Genomic DNA, 22412 nt, shown 5'->3' on the forward strand with positions numbered 1-22412 from the left:
TGGCTATGGTACTATTTTTTCAGTTCTCTTGCGATCGCTGAATTCTTTTAGGAAAACACCATGATTGATGCTTTAGTTTTGGTTGCTAAACTCCCGGAAGCCTACGCCATTTTTGATCCCCTCGTGGATGTGCTGCCGGTAATTCCTGTGCTCTTTTTGGCCTTGGCCTTTGTTTGGCAAGCCGCTGTCGGTTTCCGTTAAAGATAGCTTCGATCAAAATAACCCTGTTGACTTGCCCCGTTGATTTCAGCGGGGTTCTTCTTGACTTTTGGCATGTGTTTCCCCTATGGCAGGTCACAGTAAGTGGGCAAACATTAAACGGCAAAAGGCGCGGGTGGATGCCCAAAAGGGCAAGACCTTTGCGCGGCTATCGCGAGCGATTATTATCGCGGCGCGGCATGGGGGAGGGGATCCAGCGGGCAACTTTCAACTGCGCAGTGCGATTGAGAAGGCAAAAGCCGCGGGGATTCCCAGTGAAAATATTGAGCGGGCGATCGCCAAAGGGACGGGTACGCTTGAGAGTGATGCCCCCCTAGAGGAAATTCGCTACGAAGGCTATGGGCCGGGGGGTGTGGCGTTTTTGATTGAGGCCCTCACGGATAATCGCAATCGCACGGCAGCGGATCTGCGGGCAGCCTTCAATAAGCAAGGGGGCAACCTCGGCGAAACCGGCTGTGTGGGCTGGATGTTTGAGCAGTGGGGCATTGTTACTGTTACCGCCCCTACAGATGAGGAAGCCTTCCTTGAGGCACTCCTAGCGGCTGATGTGGAAACCTATGAAATGCTAGGGGATGTAGCTGAGGTGCGCTGTCCCGTGCCTGCCCTAGAAACCGTCAGCGAAACCCTGAAAGAACACGGCTACACTGTCCTCGACACCGAAAGCCGCTGGGTCTCAATGAATACGGTAGAAATCACCGATGAAGATACCGCGCGGCGCGTCCTCAAGTTGATGGATGCCCTCGAAAATCTCGATGATATTCAAAGTGTGGCCACCAACGCCACGATGAGCGATGCCCTCATGGAGGCGATGTACGTCTAGGCATCCGTGGTTTTACGGGATTTTGGCAAAGATTTCTGCGCTGCTGAGACGCAAAAAATTGAGTGGAAACACGGTGGGCAGCCAAAGGCAGCCGTGGGAGCATAAAAGTACGGTTGCAGGCATTGCACCGAGGCACGTTGTGTGTAACCAGACTGAGGCTCTCCTTAGAGCGATCGCTCTTCTTCTCTCAATCAACGTTGATTGCCTGTGTGTTCCCGCCTTTGTGTGTTTCCCCTGTCGGCTCGTGTGTGTTCCTCAGGTTCCCTGCTGAAAAAAGTTGTAGCCAGTTTTTAGTGTGTTTCCTGAAGCGCTGGGAGGGGGGCGGCGGCGAAATAGCGACGACGGAAATTTTCCTCGGCGATCGCTGCTGTGAAGGTCTCTAAGGCCACTGCCGTATGGCGGGAAGATTTCACTTCAGGTGGCCACTCACACCAAAACTCTTCTCCGCTCTGCATAACTTGAACCCCCAGTGTCTCCAGCACATTGAGGGCATAGTTCAAGGTGGCCATTTCAATGCCAAGGTGTTCCCGCAACTCCTCGCGTTGTAAAGATGTTCCCTGCTGACTGGCCTGTTGGCATAACGTCAAAAATGCCTGCCAGACTTTTAGGGCGTCCTGCTCTGGAGGGAGAGAGTAGGCCAGAATTAAAGGTTGCTGTTCCCTTTTCGCTCGCTGAATCCACTGGCGCCAGCTTTCCCGTGATGTCGGGCAAGTTTCGACGCGCAGACCCTTGCCGCTTGCCTCGTGGGGGCGATCGCGATAATCCATGAGGGACTGAAAAGAGGCCGATTGGATGACATTGGTTGCACTGGGTCGCAGCTCTTTAATGATGGCTGATAGGGACTTTTGCCACTGCTCTAGCTCAATCACCAGATCACAGCGTTCTTTGGGACAATCCGCCACTTGATGATCCCACCACTTGGCAGGAAAGGAGGACTTCCCTTGGGGATCGCGGAGCAGCATTGAGACGTATTTTCTGATGTTCTGATTCCCCCTGTTCTGGTTATCTTTGAGGTCAGTAAGTTTCACATTTCGCACCAGCAAGCGGGGGAGAGGATGGTGAGTAGAATCAAAGGGAGCCAGCACTTCTAGTTCCTTGAGCAATCGCTCATTGAGTTGATCCAAGCTCACTTCCAAGTCAATCCTCAAGGGTTTTGGTGTCGCGATCGCCGTGCCCTCTTTTTGTGCCAAGAATTGGTTGAGGGCGGCTTCCAAAAGGGGAATATGCGCCACCTTCAGCCGAAAGCCCACTGCATAGGGATGCCCGCCAAATCCCTCAAATAAGTGCCGTTGACTGTGGAGTGCCTCATAGAGATCCACAAAGCCATCGGAGCGCGCTGAACCTGCGGCCATGCCCGTTTCTGGATTGGTCTGAAGCAAAATTGCCGGGCGGCCATAGGTTTTCACGATCTCATTTGCCACCAGCCCCAAAAGACTCAAGGGCCAACTGTCATCGGTGAGGAGAATCACCCGTGATGCTGAGAGGTCCAACTGAGCCACCTTGGCATGGGCCATCTGAGCAATCTCTTTTTGGCGTCGCTGCCGTTCTGCATTCACTTTTTCAATGTGCTGTGCCAACTGCCGCGCTTGGCGCCAATCTTGGGTAGTCAACAGCGTAATCAAAGGCCGCACATCTCCCTTTACACGACTGACAGCATTGAGGCGGGGTGCGACGGTAAAACTAATCTGCCGTTGCCGAGCCGTGTCTTTGGACGCGCCCTGCAAAAGGACAGCAATCCCCGGGCGGAGGGTCTGACGCTTGCCGAGTTGTTCCAAGCCGCGCTGGGCAAGGTAGCGGCACTCATCCCTCAATTCAACCAAGTCGGCAATCAGGCCAATGGCCACCAAATCAAGGAGGTTTTCGAGGGCATACCCCTGGGTTTTCTCTGGCCACGTTGCATAAACGGCTTCCAAAAATTTGTAGGCGACGCCGACCCCGGATAAATGGCGCAGCGGATGCTCCAAAGGCAACTGCCGCGGATTGATCAGCGCCACAGCCCCCAAGGAAGCGGGTTCAAGGGTGTGGTGATCGGTAACAATCACCTCCATCCCCAACTGACGGGCAAGGGCAATTTCAGCACCGTTGGTACAGCCCGTATCACAGGTAATGATCAGGGAGACCCCCTTTTTTTGAAGCTCCTCAAGGCCATGGCGCGAGAGACCATGGGAGTCGTGCTGGCGATTGGGAATATAAAAGTCCACCAATTGCGCCCCCAAAAGGGGTTTTAGCCCTTCCCAGAGAACGGCGGTGGCCGTGACCCCATCGGTGTCAAAGTCTCCCCAAATGGCAATGTTTTCTTGATTGTTTAGGGCTTTCTGCAAACGGGCTAGGGCAGCTTGCATTTCTGGAAACTCAAAGGGAGAGGCAGGTTGGTAGTGTCGCCAATTTAAAAAAGCGGGCACTTGCCGATGAAGATCGCGATAGCCCCGCTGCCAAAGCAACTGGGCAGTGATTGCCCCCGCATCGGGGTGGAGGCTCTTGACTTGCTCGATAAACTCTAAGGGGGCAGGGTGAGCAGAACAGGATTGCCAAGGACGCTGCATGGAAGTTCAGTTTCTAGGGAAGGGCAGCAAAGATATTCTTTGACTATTCCTTTAATCATAGCGATCGCCCCCTGCGGCCAGAGAGACTTCCAAAAATTGCTGCTGATCTCTAGCACTGAAAATTGGGGAAGGCTACAATCAGGACAGCCATTGGGGATATGAGAAACGTGAATCATACGTTTTTAGTTGATGGGGGGCGGTGGCTGCTCAAGGGAATGTGGTTAGAGGCAAATCAGGAGCCGATTCCGGTGACGGGGAGGATTCTCGTCTCCTACGGCCAAGATGACTGGTTTTCAATGGCCGCCAAGATCACCTTTCCCGATCAAGTTAAGCCAGAATTAGTGTTGCAGTCGCGGGGGAAGTTGGAAGTGGATGAGCAGGTGTTTACCTATGTGCTCCAACATAGTCTCTTGGGTCGGCTGGAGGGAGAGGGATGGATTACGCCCCATGCGATCGTGCAGCAGTTTATTTTGCTGGGGGATGCCAACCGCTGTACAGGCTTCGAGCACTACTGGCAACTGGATGCTAATCACTACACGCTGCTGAGTGGGATTCACAACAGCCATAAGCTCAAACATTTGCTCGAGGCAACGCTTGAACGGGTTTAGCGGCCTGCACGGATGCGCTGGCAATGGCGGGTGTATGAGGAACTCCTTCGAGAACCCTTGGCAACGGCGCAGGGGGTCTGGCGATCGCGCTCAGGAATTTATCTACGCCTTGAAGATGAACAAGGTCAAGTGGGCTACGGTGAAATTGCCCCCCTTCCCGGCTGGGGCAGCGAAACCCTCAGTGCCGCTATTGCCCTGTGTCAGCAACTGCCTTGTCACCTCAGCCCAGAGATCATTGCCGCAATTCCTGAGGACTTACCCGCCGCCCAGTTTGGTTTTGCCACCGCATGGCAAAGTGTCGGGCAATTGCCCTATAGGATTCACCCTTGGCCAATCTGCGCCCTTTTAGGCAGTGGTCGAGCCGCCCTTGAGCAGTGGCAGCAGCCTTGGCAGCAGGGGCAAACCACCTTCAAGTGGAAAGTCGGTGTCCTGTCCCCAGAGGAGGAGCAAGGAATCCTCACGACCTTACTGGCAGCCCTGCCTCAGGGGGCTAAATTACGCCTTGATGCCAATGGGGGTTGGGATTTGGCCACTGCAGAGCGGTGGTTTGCTTGGCTCGATCGCCATGGGAACGGCAAAATTGAGTATGTGGAGCAACCGCTACCCCCTGACCAATGGCAAGCCCTATTGAGGCTGTCTCAGACGGTGACAACCGCGATCGCCCTCGATGAGAGCGTAGTGAGTGCAACAGAATTGCAGCGTTGGTTAGAGCGCGGCTGGCCGGGACGCTTTGTGATTAAGCCAGCGCTGTTTGGCTCTCCAGAACGCTTGAGTGTCCTGTTGCGTCAAGGTTTAGAACCGCAACGGCTGGTCTTTTCCTCTGCCCTCGAAGGGGCGATCGCCCGCACGGCAATTTTTCAGTGCTTTGAAACGTGGCAACCCTGTCGTGCTCTTGGCTTTGGCGTCGAACGCTGGCGATCGGCACCCCTGCTCACCTCTTTGGCTGACTACGACGCAGAATGGCATCGCCTTGACAATTATGGTAAAAGTTACTATAAATAAAACACCCTTCACCTCTCAAAGCCATGACAGGTTTCACCTTGGCCGCCAGTGATTACAGTTTGCTGACGGATCTCTACCAACTGACAATGGTAGCCACCTACGCAGGTGAGGATTTGGCTTGGACGCCCGCCAGCTTTGAACTCAGTGTGCGGCGACTGCCCCGGGGATGCACCTATTTGGTGGCCATGGGGTTGGCTCAGGTACTGGAATACCTACAACAGGTGCAATTCACCCCCCAGCAAATTGATTACTTGAAAAGTCTAGCGGTTTTTGAGCGGGCACCTGCAGCATTTTGGGACTTGTTGAGCCACAGTGAGTTTCGTGGGGATGTCTGGGCGGTTCCGGAAGGGACAGTGGTGTTTGCCCAAGAACCGCTGCTACGGATTGAAGCCCCCCTCTGGCAAGCCCAGTGGCTAGAAACTTGTCTGCTCAATATCGTGAACTACCAAACCCTTGTGGCTACCCGCGCTTCACGGCTGCGACAGTTGGTGGGAGAAGAGGTAGATCTGCTGGAATTCGGCACACGGCGTGCTTTTAGTCCCCAAGCGTCCCTATGGGCGGCACGCTCAGCCCTCGCCGCCGGATTCACAGCCACCTCGAATGTCTTAGCAGCACAGCAGTTGGGGGTTTCCCCCACAGGCACGATGGCGCATTCTCTGGTGATGGCGATCGCCACCCTTGCTGGTACAGAACAGGATGCCTTTACGGTTTTCCTGCGCTACTATCCCGAAGGCGCACTGTTGGTCGATACCTACGACACCCTCGCTGCCGTTGCCACCCTTGCCGATCGCCAAGCGGCCGGGGAAATTGTTGTCAAGGCTGTTCGCATTGATTCAGGGGATCTCCTTAGCCTCTCCCAGAAAATTCGTCAACTGCTGCCCCAAGCGAAAATCATTGCCAGTGGGGATCTCGATGAAGGGGAAATTCGCCGCCTGCGAGCAGCGGGTGCCTGTATTGATGCCTATGGCATTGGCACGAAGCTGGTAACGGGAGATCCCGTCAACGGGGTCTATAAGCTAGTCGAGATCAATGGTCAGGGGGTGATGAAGGTCTCCAGTGGCAAAATGACCCTACCCGGACGCAAGCAAATTTATCGCCGTCCCAGTGGGGATTGCCTTGCCCTTGCCAGCGAGGAAAATGTTTGGGGCAGACCGCTCCTCGAACCCGTCATGAAGGCAGGGCGCCCCCTCTCTCCCCCGGAGTCCTTGGCGACAATTCGCGATCGCCACCGTGCCAGTTTGGCAGAATTGCCAGAGACGCTCCTCGATGTCACCCAGCCCGTGGTCTATTCCCCTGCCTTGGAAGCCCTGATTCAACAGTTGCGACAGCATCCATGACGATCGCCCTTTTTGGTACCAGTGCTGATCCACCCACCGCCGCCCACGGGGATATTCTCCAGTGGTTGAGCGATCGCTATGACCGCGTCCTAGTGTGGGCAGCCGATAATCCCTTCAAAGGGCAGCAAACCCCCCTGCCCTATCGCCAAGCCATGCTCAATCTCTTGGTGCGCAGCCTCAACCGTGCTAATGTCGAGCATCACCCCGAACTCAGCCACCCCTACACCATCCATTCCGTGGAGCAGGTAAAACAGCAGTGGCCAAATGAACCCCTTACCCTAGTGGTGGGCAGTGATGTTCTGCCTAAACTGCCGCAGTGGTATCAAGCGGAGAAACTGCTTGCACAGGTGCAACTCTTGGTCTTACAGCGTCCCGGTGTTGTCATTGACCCCAAGGACTGGCAAGCCGTGCAGCCACTATGTCCCCAAGTGGAACTGGCTGACTATCGGGGGCCGGCGGTCTCCTCGACGACCTATCGGCAACAGCGCGATGAACAACAACTCCTGCCGGCGATCGCCCAGTACATTCAGCAGCAAGGACTCTACTCCCAGCCATGAGCGCCTCCCCTTTACCCCTTGCGGAATTTGTTGTTGGCGTGGACAACGTTATTTTCTCCGTAGATACGGATCAAAATCGCCTTCTTGTGCTACTGGTTCAGCGACAACAGGTGCCCTTTGCCGGGTATTGGAGCCTCCCCGGTACCCTCGTGCGGCAGGGGGAATCCCTTGAAGCCGCTGCCTATCGCACCCTAGCGGAAAAAATTCGCGTCCGTAACCTCTATCTGGAGCAACTGTACACCTTTGGCGAACCGGCGCGAGATCCCCGCGAGGGCACCTATGGCAAGCGCTATCTTTCTGTGAGTTACTTTGCCTTGGTGCGCTTTGCTGATGCGGAACTGATTGCGGTGGGCGAATCTCCAGTGCAGTGGTTTGCCCTAAGTACCTGTCCAGAACTGGCCTTTGACCATAGCAAAATCTTGGCCTATGGTCACCGCCGCCTCTGCAATAAGCTGGAGTACAGCCCCGTTGCCTTTGATGTGCTGCCAGAGTACTTCACCCTCAATGATCTCTATCAGTTTTACAGCACCGTTTTGGGAGCCAACTTCTCCGACTACTCCAATTTCCGCTCACGGCTTTTGAAACTCGGCATTTTGCAGGATACGCACCAAAAAGTGATCCGCGGCGCGGGCCGACCGGCAACCCTCTACCGTTTCGATCGCGAGGCCTTTGCGCCGCTTAAGGATAAGCCCCTAGTTTTTGTCTAAACTTTTTGAGGAGTTCCTATGGCCGTGCATCTGTGGATTGCGCAACTCAACCCCACCGTCGGCAGTCTCAAAGCCAATGCCCAAGCAATTCTCACCGCAGTCCAAGAGATCCGTAGCCAGCACCCTCTGGATTTGCTGATCACCTCTGAACTCGCCCTTTGTGGCTACCCCCCCAAGGATCTGCTCCTCAACCGCTACTTTGTTGAAGCGATTCAAGCAGAACTGCACCGCCTTGCCGCTGCCTTACCGGCTGATGTGGCGGTTTTAGTGGGCACAGTGCTAGCCAATCCCGCCGCTGGCGTCAAGGGAGAAAAGCCCCTCTACAATGGCGCAGCCCTGCTGAAGGGGGGACAGGTGCAGCAGGCCTTTGCGAAGCAGTTATTGCCCACCTATGATGTCTTTGATGAATGTCGCTATTTTGCCCCCGGCGGTACGGAGAATCTCTTTACATTAACGACGGCCAGCGATCAACTCAAAATTGGCGTCACCATTTGTGAAGACCTCTGGAACAATGAGCAGTTTTGGGGAGAGCGGCACTACCAGCGCAATCCCGTTGCTGAATTGGTGGCCCAGGGAGCAGATCTGATTGTGAATCTTTCGGCATCGCCCTACTGTGTGGGGAAACCGAAGTTACGGCAGGCGTTGATTGAACATACGGCTCGCCAATATGGCTGTCCCTTAATCTATGCCAATCAGGTGGGAGGCAATGATGATTTGATTTTTGATGGCAGCAGCTTAGCGGTGAATCGTCAGGGTGAGATCGTTAGCCAAGCCAAGGGGTTTCGTGAGGACTACCTAGCCGTGCGCTGGGAAAAGGGAGACCTCGAACCAACGGCGATCGCCCCTGCAGCCACGGGCGAACCTGAGGAAATTTGGCAAGCCTTGGTTTTAGGGGTGCGCGACTATGTCCGCAAATGTGGCTTTCAACAAGTGGTCATTGGCCTCAGTGGCGGGATTGATTCCGCCTTGGTGGCGGCGATCGCGACGGCAGCCTTGGGCAACCAACAGGTGCTGGGGGTGTTGATGCCCTCTCCCTACAGTTCCGATCACTCGATAACCGATGCGAAGGACTTGGCCGCAAATCTGGGCATTGCCACGCAGATCTTACCGATTGCGCCCCTGATGCAGACCTACAGTGAGGTGCTGGCGCCTCTATTTGCTGGTACCCCCAGTGGAGTTGCCGAGGAAAATATCCAAGCCCGTATTCGCGGTACGCTGCTGATGGCGATCGCCAACAAGTTTGGCCACTTGCTTATTTCCACGGGTAATAAATCTGAACTAGCGGTGGGCTACTGCACCCTCTACGGCGATATGAATGGTGGCCTTGCAGCCATTGCCGATGTGCCCAAAACCCGTGTCTATGAACTCTGCCATTGGCTGAATCAGCAGGCCGCCCAAGGGCATCCGATTCCCGAGCTGGCGATCGCTGGTGCCGTTGTCATTCCCCCCCACATTCTCACCAAAGCCCCCAGTGCCGAACTCAAACCCGGCCAAACGGATCAGGATAGCCTACCGCCCTACGACATTCTCGATGGCATTTTGGTACGAATGATCGATCGCCACCAGTCAGATCAGGAAATTGCCGCTGCCGGATATGATCTAGACTTAGTGCAGCGGGTGCGCCGCATGGTTCAACGGGCAGAATTCAAACGTCAGCAGGCGGCACCGGGGTTGAAAGTGACCGATCGCGCCTTTGGTTCAGGTTGGCGGATGCCGATTGCCGCCCAGTGGTAAGCTACAGCAGTCCCATGGCTTGCAGTTCTTGGCTGAGGCGTTGCGCTTCTTGGGGATTTTGACCCTGCAGTAAATGAATGGCTTGCCGCAGTTTGTCAAGGGCCGGTCTGAGTTGTCCTAAACGCAGCAGCAGGGCTCCCTGATTTTGATAGGCTAAGGCACAGGTGGGATCCACGGCTTGCAGGCGATCGTAGGTGGCAAGGGCATCGCCCCAGCGTTTCAATTGCTTTTGGGCCTCCGCCAGCCGCAGATAGGTTGCCAGATGCATCACCTCAGGGGTGGGGGTTCTGAGGGCGGTTTCATAGGCTTGGATTGCTGCCGGCCACTCACCGCGTTCGGCGTAGAGATTGCCCTGTTGATAGTGGAGTTCGTAGGCAACGGCGGGGGGGACGCTTTTGACCTTTAGCCCCTGCTCCAGACAGTGCTGAGCCTGCTGCCAAGCTCCTTTAGCCAGATACACCCCTGCCAATTTACTCCACAGGTAGGCATCCTCAGGGTGCTGCTCAAGGTGGCGGCGCATGATCCGCTCCGCCCGTTCCTGCTTTTGTTGTCGCTGGGAACCAAGGTAGCCACTGTGCACAAGGGCCACACGGTTAACTTGACCAATTTGCCAATGGGGTTCCCGCTGTTGCAGGGCGAGAACGCTGTCATCAATCGTTTCGTGGTACGGACGCTGAAAAAAGAGATCGGGATGGTGACGAAAGAGGCGCGACACATAAGTATAGGGGGGCACAACGCCCAATTCCTGCCGCAGCAATATCACCACCAGCCAATTCGGTTGTCGGCAGATCTCAGGCAGCACTGCGGCAAATGACGGTGTCAGCGTTTCATCCGCATCGAGAACCAGTACCCACTCGGTAGTGACATATTGCAGGGCAATGTTGCGAGCGGCAGCAAAATCCTCTTGCCAAGGAACTTCATAGACCCGTGCTCCCCACTGGCGGGCGATCGCCACCGTTTCATCCTGTGACCCCGTATCCACAATCACCGCCTCATCCACCACACCAACCACACTGGCAAGGCATTGGGGTAAGCGTGCCGCCTCATCCCGTACAATCATACAGAGGGTAATGGCCATAGCAACTAGGCAAAGTCACCAATCAGCTTCACTTCCGGCTGCAACCACACGGACCAGCGATCCGCAACAGCAGCTTGTACATGGCGAATCAAGCGATAGACATCCATGGCTGTTGCGCCGCCACAGTTGAGAATAAAGTTGGCATGTTTTTGGGAAACTTGGGCGCGGCCAATCTGGTAGCCCTTCAAGCCCGTTTGCTCAATTAACCAACCCGCTGTTCGCTCTTGGGGATTGCGGAAGACACTGCCACAGTTGGGGAAATCGTAGGGCTGCGTCCGCAGGCGATCGCTCAGGTGTTTTTGGGTGTCTGCTTTGACCTGGGCTGGGTCATGTCCCGGTTCCAGCTGCCATGTGGCCTGCAGCACCAATCGCTGGCTGTTTTGAAGACAAGAGGTACGGTAGCCATAGCCCAACTCCCGTGCCGCCACCACCGCCAATGTGCCATCGGGTTCCAAAATCACCGCTGACACAAGTCGCTCCGCTGTACAGCCACCATGGGCACCGGCATTCATGACCACCGCCCCCCCCACCGTACCGGGAATGCCAACAATCCACTCCAGACCGCGCCAGCCCAGTTTTGCGGCATAGTGAGCCAACTTGGGCAAGGGATACCCCGCACCCACCGTCAGTTGTCCAGTTTCTAGATCACTTTTGAGATAGCGCAGATGCTTGGTGGCGATCACGAGACCCGCCACACCGCGATCGCTCACCAGCAGATTAGAGCCTGCCCCCAAAACCGTAATTGGCAGTTCCTGTTCCTGCGCCCAAATGTAGGCTGCCTGCAATTCAGTAATCGTACGCGGTTCCACAAACCATTCAGCACAGCCACCCACATTCAGGGTCGTAAACTCGGCAAGGGAGATGTGGCGTTGCAGAGGGCACTGGGTTTGGGGCAAGCAGGACAAGGTCATAGGGCGATCGCCTCAGTGAGGGAAGAGACACTTAATTGTTCTTGATCCGCCATTACAGACGGAATCAGTTGATTGAGGTTGCCAGCCCCAAGAAAGATCACCAGATCCCCCGGTTGCAGCAGATGCGCCAAGCGAGTTTGTACCGCTTCAAAGGTGGGGCAATAATCCACTGCAGCATGATACTGACGGGCACAGGTAGCCACATCGGCACCACTAATTGTGCCGGGATTGGGTTCACCCGCACTATAGATATCCGTCAAGATCACGTGATCCGCTGCGGTGAAGCACTGGCCAAAGGCCTCGAGAAAGGTTTGGGTGCGGCTATAGCGATGGGGTTGAAACACGGCCACGACCCGTTGCCAAGGAGCTTGCGTCCCCACTTGCAGGCGGGCTGCCTCTAGGGTTGCACTAATTTCGCTGGGGTGGTGGGCATAGTCATCAATAAAGCGAATCCCATTCACCTGTCCCCGTTCTTCAAAGCGGCGGCGGGCACCGCGAAACTCCAATAAAGCAGCAGCAATGGTGGCAAAGTCAATGCCAAGATAACGTCCCACAGCAATCACTGCCAGAGCATTTTGGAGATTGTGGGCACCTAAGACACTCAGTTGTAGAATGCCAAGGGAGGTGCCCCGCTCCCAAACCCGTGCCGTGGTGCCCTCAGAGGTGTATTGAATATGATCCACACAGTAGTCCACCGCCGCTTGTCGCTGCAGGCTATAGGTCAACAGGCGCGGATGATGCAGGCGATCGCGAATATTTGGACAATCGGCACAGCCAATCACAATGTCTGCCTGATTGGCAAACTGCTGAAACGTGGCCACCACCTCTTCCAAGGAATTATAGTGATCGGGGTGGTCAAGCTCGATATTCGTAATGACGCCAATATGGGGATGGAATTTGCGCAGGGAGCCATCGGACTCATCCGCTTCAGCAACAAGGTAGGGACTTTGACCCACGCGGGCGTTGCCCTGCCACGCCGCCACTTCACCCCCGACAATAATCGTTGGATCCAGCCCGGCCTGCAACAGCAAATAGGCAATCATGCTGCTGGTGGTTGTCTTACCGTGGGTACCGGCAACGGCAATACTTTGGCTACGGTGCATCAGTGCCGCCAGCACATCGGAACGGTGAAAAATGGGACAGCCTAACCGTTGAGCCGCTTGATATTCAGGGTTATCGCTACGAATGGCGGTGGAGCAGATGACTTGAGGCAGCGGGGCAAAGGGATACGTTTCAAGGTTGGCCGCACTCTGACCAATAAAGATCTGCACGCCTAACTCAGCCAGTTGCTCAGTCAAGCGGTTGGGACGCAAATCGGATCCAGACACCCTAAAGCCCTGCTTGGCGAGAATGTAGGCAAGGGCTGACATACCAATACCACCAATGCCAATGAAGTGGAATGGACGCTCACTAAACTCCATCACTGGCTGATTTGCCACAAACAACTCCTTTGCTCCACCAAAAAGAAATACGTTGAATCAATAATTAATTAATATCAATAGATTAGTATCAATAGGCATAAATTCTTAGGCTCATCATAGCAGGTCACCCTCAATCCTCATGGGCTAATACTGGCAGATCCAAGGCAAATATGTCACCCTGAGCCAAAAATTTTTTGCAAACAGTTTATTCAGCCCGTGGCACCCTCTTCCTTGGGGATCAGCAGTTCGACAAAGAATAAACTCTAGCAGAGACAAATTCAGTGCGGTGTAAGGTAGAAGGTTGATACCGCCTTGTCGGTGTGCCGTTATCTTTCTGAGGACTGGGAATGCTGACGAACTTGCTGGCTTGGAGTATGGCGATCGCCAGTTTAGGCTTGTATCTGTTGGGGTTCTTCCTGCCGGAACTGTACCGTAGGTTTGATCTGGTGGCCAGTGGCGCGGGATTATTCTTTGCCCTGACTCTGTGGATCTATGGCGATCGCATTGGCGGTGGATTGCTCCTAGGAACAGCAGCCGCAGTGGCCTTAATTCTCTGGTTGGGTTGGCAGACCCTCAGCTATCGCTGGCAACTCACCTACCCGGGCGATCGCACCGACACCCAAAAAGCTCAAGCCCTCTGGCAAAAAGTCCAGTCTCTGCTGCCCGAAGGTACCTTTGCAAAAATCGGTGAGCAACTGCAAGGCTTCATCAGTAGCTTGCGCGATCGCCTCCAGAAACAGCCGGATCGCCCCCAGCTTCCTGTGGATACCCCACCACCGCCGATGGATACTGGCGACATTAAAGAAGATCTGTGGACAGGGGAAACCAGCACCCCCAGTACCGTTGCCGAACAACCCACCCCAGCCACTGAGGAAGCAGCCACCGTCCCAGAAGAATCTGCTGAACCAGCGCCAGTCGCAGAAACAACAGCCAGCCCCACCGCAGACACTCCCACAGACGCACCGGCTGATCTGCCGTCCGAAGGGGTTGCCGAAATGACTCCCCCAGAAACGCCTAGTGTTGAAACGCTGCAGCCGCCCACTGCCAGTACCCCAGAGGAGTCAGAACCAGCAACGGTTACTGCTTCAGAAGAACCAGCCCCTCCCGAGACAACAGTTGACGCTCCAGAACCCACAGTGACGGCCGAAGCACCAGAAGAGCACGCATCTCCTGAAACGGCAATTGAGACTCCAGAATCCACGGTGACTCCTGAGGCAGTGGCAGAACCAGCCCCTCCTGAAACGGCAGCAGTGACGCCTCCTGAGACAGTCGTTGATGCCCCAGAACCCACGGCCACTCCTGAGCCAGTGGCAGAACAGGCAGTTCCTGAAACAGTGGTTGAGACTCCAGAACCGACGGCGACCTCTGAAGGAGTGGTTGAACCGCCTCTAGTCTCTGAATCTGCTCCCGATGCTGAACCGACAGAAACGCCGCCTCCAGTGCCAGAATCGCGCACCGCTGCTGCCGATCTCCTAGGGGATATTCCCGAAAGTAGTGATATTGACGATGAGGCAACGTCAGAGGGGACAACCATCGAAAATCCAGAACATACTCCCCCTGAAGATGATGACTGGCCGCCCCCTGAAGCCCGTCTATGACCTCTCAGGCCATCGGGTACAGGGCAGGACTTATCGCTCCGCGAATCCCGCAAAAGTTAATAAAGTCATGAATCCCTGACTTTTGCTGCTTTTATTTTCTCTGAAGCGAATCTTAATAGAACCTTAATTTTCCCCTAACTTTCCCCAAAAATTCCCCAATTTTCCCAAGGTTTTCCACAGATTGGGGCAAAGTTTTCCACAGGCCTTGACGGTGTGATCGGATTTCAAGGCATTTCTGGGGATAACTGCTGCTGGAGCCTTGGGGAAAACGCAAGGAGCGTCAAAAGTCCGGAAACGCTGATTCTGTCGTGGATTGCGATCGCCAAGATCGGTGAAAACAAGGATTGACAGACCCTAGGACAACCCAGACAATGGAGTTCCACGGATAGAGATTCACTTGCTCTGAAACCTTGTGAATGTAGGGCTAAATCCCGCTCTGAGTCAGGGGTCTGGGGATTTGGTCAGAACTTTTATGGGAGTTTTCCACAGGTTTACCCAGGGCGAGCTGATGGCGCCTGCAATTTTGTCTTGGTTTTATTGAGGTAACTCACGGTATGAACGCTCAAGCCACGATTAGTATTCTTGCCGAGATTCCAGAGGAGCTACACGAGACCCTGAAATACTACCTCGAGCGGCATCCCGATTGGGATCAGGATCGCGTCTTTGTGGCCGCACTGTCCCTCTTTTTGCTGCAAAATGGAGAATGCGATCGCCGCACAGCACGGGTCTATCTCGACTCGTTGTTCAAGCGATCCTAAACACGTTGGAGGGTAGCAAAACGGGTGAGTGAGGTAGATGTCGCAATTGTAGGTGGTGGCCTCAGTGGCCTGAGTCTGGCTTGGCGGTTGCAGCAAAGCGCCCCCCAGTACAGTGTGGTTGTCCTAGAGGCCAGCGATCGCCTTGGGGGGAATATTACGACACAAGCAGCGGAGGGCTTTGTCTGGGAACTGGGTCCCAATAGCTTTGCACCGACCCCTGCCCTGTTACAACTCATTGCTGAGCTGGGCTTGCAGTCGGAACTCATTCGGGGCGATCGCCACCTACCGCGCTACATCTACTGGCGGGGACACCTCTACCCCCTAGAACCCACCCGTCCCCTTGCCTTGGCTACTTCAAATCTGCTCAGCCCTTGGGGAAAAGTGCGGGCAGCCCTTGGTGCCTTGGGGTTTGTGCCCCCCTATCTGGGCAGTGGCGATGAATCAGTTCATTCATTTTTCCGTCGCCATTTGGGGCAAGAGGTGGCTGAACGGCTGGTGGCGCCCTTTGTCTCTGGGGTTTATGCGGGTGATCCACAACAACTGAGTGCCGCTGCTGCTTTTCGTCGTATTGCCCAACTGGAAAAACTGGGTGGCAGTCTCATTGCCGGTGCCCTGCGCCTACGGCGTCAACAAGCCCCTAAACCGAAGCCGCCTACGGGTGTGCAGATGCGACCGGGGGAACTTGGCTCCTTTAAGGAAGGCTTGGCTGTGCTACCTCGGGCGATCGCCCAACAATTGAAGGCACCGATTCACCTGCAAACCCCGGTTCAGGAAATTACCCCAGAATCCAAGGGTGGCTACCTGCTGCGCAGTGGTGAGCAAACGTGGCACGCCCGCAGTGTGGTCTTGGCAACGCCCGCCTATCAAACTGCAGAGTTGGTAGCGCCTTTTCAGCCAGCGATCGCCCGTGTTTTGGCTACCATCCCCTATCCCACCGTGGCCTGTGTGGTCTTGGCCTACCCCGCTGGACTCGGGCGCAGTGTCCGCCCCGGCTTTGGGGTACTCATTCCTCGCGGTCAGGGCATCCGCACCCTTGGCACCATTTGGTCGTCCTGTCTCTTTCCCCAACGCACTCCCGCCGGTTGGCAAGTCTTTACGAGTTTTATTGGCGGTGCCACGGATCCTGATTTGGCAAGCCTCAGCGAAGAAACCATTGTCCAGCAGGTGCAGCAGGATTTGAGCCGCCTCCTTGATTTACCCGCAGCCAAGGCACGCTTACTCGGTATGAAGGTTTGGCGACGGGCGATTCCCCAATATATTGTCGGCTACCCTGAGCAGTGGCAGCAGGTGACCCATGCCCTCAGTCAAACCCCCGGCCTTTTCCTGTGTAGTAACTATGCTGAGGGTGTCGCCTTGGGCGATCGTGTTGAACATGGCAATCGAACCGCTGCTGCTGTTGCTGCCTACCTTTCAGGAGGCCAGCCCTAGGGATGTCGCTGTCGGACTATATGAATGCGGCTCTTGAGCGGGCTATCTATCACTTCAATGCAGAGGATGGCCTGATTTACGGTGAAATTCCAGACCTTGAGGGGGTCAAGGCCCATGGCAAGACAGTGCTTGAATGCCGCGAGCATCTCTCCGAACTCTTAGAGGATTGGATCTACTTCCATGTCTCGCGGGGCATTGCCGTACCCATGATTAACGGCATTGAAGTTCCCGTACGGGAGATTTTTTGAACCTCACCCTCTTTGGGTACGGCTGATCTATAGAAAAGGACTGTATTCTCAATAGGCCAGCGATCGCTCCCCTGTAACATAAACGAGCAAACATAGCCTAAGATTATCGGTAAGGTTAACGAAGCGATACATCCGCTCTACTAAGGAGGACATAACCCTATGGCACTCGTACCCATGCGCTTGCTGCTCGATCACGCAGCCGAAAATGGTTACGGCATTCCCGCCTTCAACGTCAACAACATGGAGCAAATCCAAGCCATCATGCAGGCGGCCCATGAAACCGACAGTCCCGTGATTTTGCAAGCATCGCGGGGTGCCCGTAAATATGCTGGGGAAAACTTCCTGCGTCACCTGATTTTGGCTGCGGTGGAAACCTACCCCCACATCCCCATTGTCATGCACCAAGACCATGGTAACGAGCCTGCCACCTGCTACTCCGCCATTCGCAACGGCTTTACCAGTGTGATGATGGATGGCTCCCTTGAAGCGGATGCCAAAACTCCCGCCAGCTATGAGTACAACGTGGCCGTCACCAGCGAAGTGGTAAAAGTCGCGCACTCCATTGGTGTTTCCGTGGAAGGGGAACTCGGCTGCCTTGGTTCTTTGGAAACCGGTAAAGGGGAAGCCGAAGATGGTCATGGGTTTGAAGGTGCCCTCGATCACTCAATGCTGCTCACTGACCCCGATCAAGCTGTGGACTTCGTGGAGCGTACCCAAGTGGATGCCCTTGCAGTGGCCATTGGTACCAGCCACGGTGCCTATAAATTTAGCCGCAAACCCACGGGTGAAATCCTCGCCATCAGCCGCGTGGAAGAAATCCACCGTCGTTTGCCCAACACCCACTTGGTGATGCACGGTTCTAGCTCAGTGCCCCAAGAATTAATTGACATCATCAACCAGTACGGTGGCACAATTCCTGAAACCTACGGCGTGCCTGTGGAAGAGATCCAAAAAGGCATCAAAAGCGGTGTCCGCAAAGTGAACATTGACACCGACAACCGCTTGGCCATTACCGCTGCGGTGCGTGAAGCTCTCGCCTTGGCACCCAAGGAATTTGACCCCCGTCACTTCCTCAAGCCCTCCATTAAATACATGCAAAAAGTGTGTGCTGAACGCTATCAGCAATTTGGTACCGCCGGCAATGCCAGCAAAATTAAGCAACTCAGCCTTGATGACTATGCTGCCAAATATGCCAAAGGTGAACTGAAACAAGTGACTCAGAAAACCGTGGTGGTCTAGGCACTCTGCGATCGCTGAGCAACGATAAGTAACGTGATAGAGGGTGGCTACGGTCACCCTTTTTGATTTGAATAAAAAATAATAGCTCTATAGTTTTATTCAGCTTTACTCAACGGGCTTGGAGGGACTCGAACCCCCGACCTGCTGATCCGTAGTCAGCCGCTCTAATCCACTAAGCTACAAGCCCAAGTCAGGAACACTATCCTAGCATGAATTCCCAGAGAGATCAAAGGGGCGACAGGAAATTTGCGCGCGGGTGTGTCATAGTCGGGAGCGGAGACCCTTGACTCAAACGGATAGATGCTGAAGAAACTCCACCGCTGGTTCTTGACCACTCCCCATCTGCCGCGATCGCTTGTGGCTTTTGGTCTGAGTCTGGCTGCCCTTGCCCTCTTGGATAGCAGTGCTAATCTTGTCCTCGCTCATCTAAAAGCAACTGCCCCAAGGTTCTTTGCTGGCTTGGTTGCTGGTACCTTTGATACTGGCTTTGCCCCAGAGGTGTGGCTCTCGGTCATCGGCCTCACCCTCGGTACGTTAATCATTGTGATTTCCATTGCGGCGCAAAATATCCCCAAAATTACTGAACTGTACATGCAGGACTGGACGAGCCTGATCTATGTCTGGTGTCTGGTTTTGGGGGGTGCCCATATCTTCTACATCAAGGTTTTGCAGGACTTGGGACGGCATCCTGTCGGCAGCATCCTGTTGAATTTATACGGCCTCTTGCCCTTGGCAATTTTGACGGCCCTCCCCTACATCTTCTACATTCTCAAGTCCATCCAGCCAGAAAGTGTGGCTCAGCAAATTTACCGCCGCCAGTATCACTACATGAGTCAACTGGGCATTGTTCTCAAGGATGGGGTGTCCTATCAACCGCAGTTTTTGCGCCGTAGTCAGGCTCACCTGATCGCGGGATTGAACCAATTGGATGATTTGCTGGCCTATGTGGCGTTTCGGGGAGCGCAGGCCGAGATTATTGGTGCAGTCAGTGAACTGCTTCAGCACTACATCAGTTGCAAGCCCGACTACCCAGCCTATTTCTTTCGCCTCAGCGGTGCGGTGATGGGGGATATTGCCTTCAAGACGATGTTTGACCAATTTAGCCAGATTGAAGAGAACCATACCTTCTATGAGCAAAAGTGTTTTCGGCTCCTCGGCAATGCCTATGTGCGCTTTTTGGAGGAGGAGCAGTTTCCTCTCGCGTCGCTGTGTGGCTCTGAGATGTGCGCGATCGCCCACCGCATTCTCAGTATGGGGGATGACATTTTGCTGGACCTAATCATTATTCGCTTTAATACAATGATGCGCTTTGCCATTAAACACGGCAGTCGTTACAACGAGGCACGCAATCTCTATAACTTGGCCTTTCACTATCGGCGGTTTATTGAGAGTCTGGTGCATTACCAGCGCCCCCAGCTCACCCAAAAGTGTGTGAATTATCTACGTGCCTACGGGAATGAAGTCTATGAGTTAGCACAGAATAGTCCTGCACTGTATTTCATTGTTGATGTCTTTGCCGCTGAGCTAAAGAAGGTCTTAATCTTGGTGAACGAGCAGCAGTGGGAGGAGCGACTGCAACTGGAACTCTTGGAGGAAATGCTTCGCCTAGATAATCCACCGGAACTGCGTCAACCCCAAAATGGCGATCGCCCCTATGGCAAAAGTACAGGGGTTCGCCTCCTACAAATGGGACTCGCCCTCTTTTACTTGGCACGGCAGCAACCTCAGTTTGCGCAGCGGATTGTTGAGGATATGGTGGAGGATGCAGCGGTTCTCGGCTTGGCGGGGTTTAAGCGTCTCTTTCAGCAAAATTGCGATCGCCTGCGCCAGGCTCAGCCCAAGTTTTGGGAGGACACCGATCGCGGCAATGCCAATTTGTACTACTCAGAACACACCGAGCAACTGCCTGCCCTACAGACCCTTGTGGATCGCGCTTGTCACGCTCTGGAGATGACTCAGTCGTCCTAAAGCATGGTATAGTAATAAGTCTGAGGGCGAGTGGCGAAATGGTAGACGCACTACACTCAAAATGTAGCGGGAATTCCCCATGTCAGTTCGAGTCTGACCTCGCCCATTGATTCAACCCCCGCCAAAGACTTGGATATTGGCAAAGGCACACACCGGTGAAGCGTGACCGACACGAATGGCTTGATTGGGTTCGCCTTTACCACAAAACGGTGTACCAAAAATACCGAAGGTGGAGGCATCTCCCACCGCAATGAGGCTATGCCAAAATTCAGGGGTGGTACCGCGATAGTTGGGATTGCGCAGTGTGCGGGTCAGGCGGCCATTTTCAATGCGCTTGGCATATTCACAGCCAAACTGAAATTTGAGACGGTAGTCATCGATTGACCAAGAGCGATTGGACTCCATGTACACCCCCGACTCAATGTTGCCAATGATCTCGGCAAAGGACTGTGTCCCTGGCTCAATATTCAGGTTCGCCATCCGGTCAATGGGGGGACGATTCCAAGAACAGGCACGGGCATTGGCAACACCAGGGACACCCGCTCGCTGCTGACTTTCAAGGCTGCCCAGACCGCGCAGGAGGCGTCCTTCCTTGATGAGATAGATGCGTTCAGCCGCCACCCCCAAATCATCAAAGGCATAGCTGGCCAGTTCACCGGCAACGGTCGGATCAAACGTGACGTTCAAGAGGGGGGAGCCGTACTGCCGCTGCCCAAAGTCCTCAAGGCGAATAAAGCTGCTGCCGGCATAGTTGCGCTCATCCCCCAAAATGCGGTCTAGCTCTAGGGGATGACCAATGCTCTCGTGGATTTGCAGCATCATTTGATCGGGGGCGAGTACCAGTGTTGTCGTTGTTTCTGGGCACTCTTGGGCACTGAGGAGTTCAACGGCCTGCTCGCCAATGTGGCGGGCGCGATCGCTCAATTGATCAGTCGTCAGCCATTCCAGACCCCCTTGATAACAGCGGGCTAACCAACCATGATCGGTTCGCTGCTGCACTACCCCTGCCCCCTGAGCCGTGGCGCTCATATCGGTGAGCACTTGATAAAATTGCTGTTCAATTTGACTGCCATCACTGGTCAACCACTGAGTGGTGGTCTCTACAGTTTGCACAAAGGCACGGGTTTGCACAATGTCGTCACTAACCTTGAGCCAATGGCAAAGGTCTTGGAGTAAGTGATTCAATTCAGCGGCTGAAAGTTGGTCAAAAGGTTGCCGCTGGGGCGATCGATAGTGTCCCTTGCCCTTGCCCCGTGCCGCTGGCGTAAAGTTAAAGACTCGCCAATGGGCAGCGGTTTTCGCCTGTTGATAGGCCTGCTGAATCGCCCGATGGATAGCACTGGGTTGCAAATTTGGGGTTGCTGTATAGGCAAATTGACCATCGACGAGCACCTCAACCATGACACCCCGCTGGCGCGATCGCTGGTTCACCTCGGGGTAGCCATCCCGAGCACTGCGAGTCGTGACAATCTCCTCAACATAACGCAGCCCAAGCCAATCAAGGGGTAAATTCACCTGATTCAAAAGGGCGGTGAAATTCTTCGGTGTCGTCATGGCAGCGTGCTAATCTGAGGCATGGTAAAGTTTGAATTCTTTTCCATGCTAACGGCTTTTACTGCGGGGCTGGCCCTCATCACGATTTCTGAGCTGGGAGACAAGACCTTCTTTATTGCCATGATTTTGGCGACCCGTCACAGCAAGCGGTGGGTCTTCCTAGGGTCATGGGCGGCTTTAATTGTGATGACACTGCTTTCAGTGGCCGTGGGCAAGGTCTTTCAACTTTTACCGCGAGAGTTCACCTTCTATGCGGCGATTTTGCTCTTCACTGTTTTTGGTCTCAAGATGCTAATTCAAGGCTGGCGAATGGGGGATAGCCCCTGTGAGGATGAGTGTGAAGCGGCAGTGGAAACCGTTGAAAAGGCGGAAGCCAATCTCAGCCGTTGGGGCAGTAACCCTGCTTGGGCGACTTTTGTGGAGGCCTTTAGTCTCACCTTCATTGCTGAATGGGGCGATCGCACCCAAATTGCAACGATTACCCTTGCTGCCGCGAGCCATGCCTTGGGCGTTGCCCTTGGTGCCATTGTTGGCCACGGGATTTGTGCCGCGATCGCGGTTCTAGGCGGCGGCCTGATGGCTGGACGCATCTCCGAACGGACATTGACCTTGGGCGGTGGTGCCCTATTTTTAATCTTCGCGATTGTTACCGCCTTGCAAGGGATGCCAAGGGCTTCTTGAG

At 54.5% G+C, this 22412-nt stretch carries 20 protein-coding genes and 2 tRNA genes; 16 read left to right on the top strand and 6 right to left on the bottom strand.

What is annotated here, in order from left to right; translation table 11 throughout:
• The first annotated feature begins 60 nt into the window (after window positions 1–60).
• Window positions 61–201, top strand: coding sequence for a photosystem II reaction center protein K (locus RHI63_RS03325; RefSeq protein ID WP_011056031.1), 141 nt, complete (start codon window positions 61–63; stop codon window positions 199–201).
• A gap of 85 nt (window positions 202–286) precedes the next feature.
• Window positions 287–1039 (top strand): YebC/PmpR family DNA-binding transcriptional regulator, encoded by a 753-nt coding sequence (locus RHI63_RS03330; protein ID WP_302678839.1) that lies wholly within the window; start codon window positions 287–289, stop codon window positions 1037–1039.
• A gap of 290 nt (window positions 1040–1329) precedes the next feature.
• Here the strand turns inward: RHI63_RS03330 and recJ are convergent, their stop codons facing one another.
• The gene (recJ, locus tag RHI63_RS03335) at window positions 1330–3582 is read right to left on the bottom strand and encodes a single-stranded-DNA-specific exonuclease RecJ (RefSeq protein WP_310438056.1); all 2253 of its coding nucleotides are present in this window, start codon (window positions 3580–3582) and stop codon (window positions 1330–1332) included.
• A gap of 158 nt (window positions 3583–3740) precedes the next feature.
• On the opposite strand from recJ, the gene RHI63_RS03340 reads away from it, so the two are divergent.
• From RHI63_RS03340 to RHI63_RS03365, 6 genes are read left to right on the top strand one after another with little or no spacing between them, the layout of a single operon-like run.
• Complete coding sequence (locus RHI63_RS03340) at window positions 3741–4190, top strand: hypothetical protein (RefSeq protein ID WP_206201067.1); 450 nt, start codon at window positions 3741–3743, stop codon at window positions 4188–4190.
• Between the two features lie 12 nt (window positions 4191–4202).
• Window positions 4203–5192: an o-succinylbenzoate synthase gene (locus RHI63_RS03345; RefSeq protein ID WP_310821830.1), complete on the top strand. Its 990-nt coding sequence runs from the start codon at window positions 4203–4205 to the stop codon at window positions 5190–5192.
• Between the two features lie 23 nt (window positions 5193–5215).
• Window positions 5216–6529 (top strand): nicotinate phosphoribosyltransferase, encoded by a 1314-nt coding sequence (locus RHI63_RS03350; RefSeq protein WP_206201069.1) that lies wholly within the window; start codon window positions 5216–5218, stop codon window positions 6527–6529.
• On the top strand, window positions 6526–7086 hold the full coding sequence (locus RHI63_RS03355) for a nicotinate-nucleotide adenylyltransferase (protein WP_206201070.1): 561 nt from the start codon (window positions 6526–6528) through the stop codon (window positions 7084–7086). Before RHI63_RS03350 ends, RHI63_RS03355 begins: the two co-directional genes overlap by 4 nt.
• Entirely contained in the window at window positions 7083–7793 is a 711-nt protein-coding gene (locus RHI63_RS03360) for an NrtR DNA-binding winged helix domain-containing protein (protein WP_310821833.1), read from the top strand. The genes RHI63_RS03355 and RHI63_RS03360 overlap by 4 nt, the downstream gene beginning before the upstream one ends.
• Before the next feature lie 18 nt (window positions 7794–7811).
• Window positions 7812–9527: an NAD+ synthase gene (locus tag RHI63_RS03365; RefSeq protein ID WP_310821834.1), complete on the top strand. Its 1716-nt coding sequence runs from the start codon at window positions 7812–7814 to the stop codon at window positions 9525–9527.
• A gap of 1 nt (window position 9528) precedes the next feature.
• On the opposite strand, the gene RHI63_RS03370 is transcribed toward RHI63_RS03365, so the two are convergent.
• From RHI63_RS03370 to murC, 3 genes are read right to left on the bottom strand one after another with little or no spacing between them, the layout of a single operon-like run.
• Window positions 9529–10605 carry a glycosyltransferase gene (locus tag RHI63_RS03370; protein WP_310821835.1) on the bottom strand — a complete coding sequence of 359 codons (1077 nt, stop codon included), beginning with the start codon at window positions 10603–10605 and terminating at the stop codon, window positions 9529–9531.
• A 5-nt stretch (window positions 10606–10610) separates the two neighbouring features.
• The gene (murB, locus tag RHI63_RS03375; protein WP_310821836.1) at window positions 10611–11516 is read right to left on the bottom strand and encodes a UDP-N-acetylmuramate dehydrogenase; all 906 of its coding nucleotides are present in this window, start codon (window positions 11514–11516) and stop codon (window positions 10611–10613) included.
• Window positions 11513–12937, bottom strand: coding sequence for a UDP-N-acetylmuramate--L-alanine ligase (murC, locus tag RHI63_RS03380; RefSeq protein ID WP_315863481.1), 1425 nt, complete (start codon window positions 12935–12937; stop codon window positions 11513–11515). Before murC ends, murB begins: the two co-directional genes overlap by 4 nt.
• A 347-nt stretch (window positions 12938–13284) precedes the next feature.
• Between murC and RHI63_RS03385 the strand changes: the two genes are divergently transcribed.
• The 5 genes from RHI63_RS03385 to fba all read left to right on the top strand — a co-directional run bounded on the left by RHI63_RS03385 (window position 13285) and on the right by fba (window position 18208).
• Window positions 13285–14535, top strand: a complete 1251-nt coding sequence (locus RHI63_RS03385; protein WP_310743386.1) for a Ycf66 family protein — start codon at window positions 13285–13287, stop codon at window positions 14533–14535.
• Between the two features lie 554 nt (window positions 14536–15089).
• Complete coding sequence (locus RHI63_RS03390; protein ID WP_011056228.1) at window positions 15090–15293, top strand: DUF2811 domain-containing protein; 204 nt, start codon at window positions 15090–15092, stop codon at window positions 15291–15293.
• A 24-nt stretch (window positions 15294–15317) separates the two neighbouring features.
• Window positions 15318–16721, top strand: a complete 1404-nt coding sequence (gene hemG / locus RHI63_RS03395; protein WP_302676816.1) for a protoporphyrinogen oxidase — start codon at window positions 15318–15320, stop codon at window positions 16719–16721.
• 2 nt (window positions 16722–16723) lie between these two features.
• Window positions 16724–16969 (top strand): type II toxin-antitoxin system HicB family antitoxin, encoded by a 246-nt coding sequence (locus RHI63_RS03400; protein ID WP_206201077.1) that lies wholly within the window; start codon window positions 16724–16726, stop codon window positions 16967–16969.
• Between the two features lie 159 nt (window positions 16970–17128).
• The gene (gene fba / locus RHI63_RS03405; RefSeq protein WP_181495590.1) at window positions 17129–18208 is read left to right on the top strand and encodes a class II fructose-bisphosphate aldolase; all 1080 of its coding nucleotides are present in this window, start codon (window positions 17129–17131) and stop codon (window positions 18206–18208) included.
• Window positions 18209–18321: 113 nt separating this feature from the next.
• Here the strand turns inward: fba and RHI63_RS03410 are convergent.
• Window positions 18322–18395: transfer RNA gene (locus RHI63_RS03410), tRNA-Arg, on the bottom strand.
• A gap of 113 nt (window positions 18396–18508) precedes the next feature.
• On the opposite strand from RHI63_RS03410, the gene RHI63_RS03415 reads away from it, so the two are divergent.
• Together RHI63_RS03415 and RHI63_RS03420 are read left to right on the top strand one after the other, a co-directional pair.
• A complete protein-coding gene (locus RHI63_RS03415) occupies window positions 18509–20176 on the top strand; it encodes a hypothetical protein (protein WP_302676815.1) in 1668 nt (555 codons plus the stop codon).
• 24 nt (window positions 20177–20200) lie between these two features.
• A tRNA-Leu gene (locus RHI63_RS03420) sits at window positions 20201–20282 on the top strand.
• Window positions 20283–20287: 5 nt separating this feature from the next.
• Here the strand turns inward: RHI63_RS03420 and RHI63_RS03425 are convergent.
• Window positions 20288–21730: a TldD/PmbA family protein gene (locus tag RHI63_RS03425; RefSeq protein ID WP_206201078.1), complete on the bottom strand. Its 1443-nt coding sequence runs from the start codon at window positions 21728–21730 to the stop codon at window positions 20288–20290.
• Window positions 21731–21775: 45 nt separating this feature from the next.
• Between RHI63_RS03425 and RHI63_RS03430 the strand changes: the two genes are divergently transcribed.
• Complete coding sequence (locus RHI63_RS03430) at window positions 21776–22411, top strand: TMEM165/GDT1 family protein (RefSeq protein ID WP_310744809.1); 636 nt, start codon at window positions 21776–21778, stop codon at window positions 22409–22411.
• Window position 22412: the final 1 nt, after the last annotated feature.

Source organism: Thermosynechococcus sp. GLH187 (assembly GCF_031583395.1).
Classification (GTDB): Bacteria; Cyanobacteriota; Cyanobacteriia; order Thermosynechococcales; family Thermosynechococcaceae; genus Thermosynechococcus.

Bases quoted from the DNA above. Each gene is read 5' to 3' on its own strand.
- RHI63_RS03340 (WP_206201067.1), top strand. From the start codon at position 3,741: ATGAGAAACGTGAATCATACGTTTTTAGTTGATGGGGGGCGGTGGCTG.
- RHI63_RS03365 (WP_310821834.1), top strand. From the start codon at position 7,812: ATGGCCGTGCATCTGTGGATTGCGCAACTCAACCCCACCGTCGGCAGT.
- RHI63_RS03430 (WP_310744809.1), top strand. From the start codon at position 21,776: ATGCTAACGGCTTTTACTGCGGGGCTGGCCCTCATCACGATTTCTGAG.
- RHI63_RS03370 (WP_310821835.1), bottom strand. From the start codon at position 10,605: ATGGCCATTACCCTCTGTATGATTGTACGGGATGAGGCGGCACGCTTA.
- RHI63_RS03355 (WP_206201070.1), top strand. From the start codon at position 6,526: ATGACGATCGCCCTTTTTGGTACCAGTGCTGATCCACCCACCGCCGCC.
- fba (WP_181495590.1), top strand. From the start codon at position 17,129: ATGGCACTCGTACCCATGCGCTTGCTGCTCGATCACGCAGCCGAAAAT.
- RHI63_RS03350 (WP_206201069.1), top strand. From the start codon at position 5,216: ATGACAGGTTTCACCTTGGCCGCCAGTGATTACAGTTTGCTGACGGAT.
- murC (WP_315863481.1), bottom strand. From the start codon at position 12,937: ATGGAGTTTAGTGAGCGTCCATTCCACTTCATTGGCATTGGTGGTATT.
- RHI63_RS03345 (WP_310821830.1), top strand. From the start codon at position 4,203: ATGCGCTGGCAATGGCGGGTGTATGAGGAACTCCTTCGAGAACCCTTG.
- murB (WP_310821836.1), bottom strand. From the start codon at position 11,516: ATGACCTTGTCCTGCTTGCCCCAAACCCAGTGCCCTCTGCAACGCCAC.
- RHI63_RS03385 (WP_310743386.1), top strand. From the start codon at position 13,285: ATGCTGACGAACTTGCTGGCTTGGAGTATGGCGATCGCCAGTTTAGGC.
- RHI63_RS03415 (WP_302676815.1), top strand. From the start codon at position 18,509: ATGCTGAAGAAACTCCACCGCTGGTTCTTGACCACTCCCCATCTGCCG.
- recJ (WP_310438056.1), bottom strand. From the start codon at position 3,582: ATGCAGCGTCCTTGGCAATCCTGTTCTGCTCACCCTGCCCCCTTAGAG.
- RHI63_RS03425 (WP_206201078.1), bottom strand. From the start codon at position 21,730: ATGACGACACCGAAGAATTTCACCGCCCTTTTGAATCAGGTGAATTTA.
- RHI63_RS03360 (WP_310821833.1), top strand. From the start codon at position 7,083: ATGAGCGCCTCCCCTTTACCCCTTGCGGAATTTGTTGTTGGCGTGGAC.
- RHI63_RS03325 (WP_011056031.1), top strand. From the start codon at position 61: ATGATTGATGCTTTAGTTTTGGTTGCTAAACTCCCGGAAGCCTACGCC.
- RHI63_RS03400 (WP_206201077.1), top strand. From the start codon at position 16,724: ATGTCGCTGTCGGACTATATGAATGCGGCTCTTGAGCGGGCTATCTAT.
- RHI63_RS03390 (WP_011056228.1), top strand. From the start codon at position 15,090: ATGAACGCTCAAGCCACGATTAGTATTCTTGCCGAGATTCCAGAGGAG.
- RHI63_RS03330 (WP_302678839.1), top strand. From the start codon at position 287: ATGGCAGGTCACAGTAAGTGGGCAAACATTAAACGGCAAAAGGCGCGG.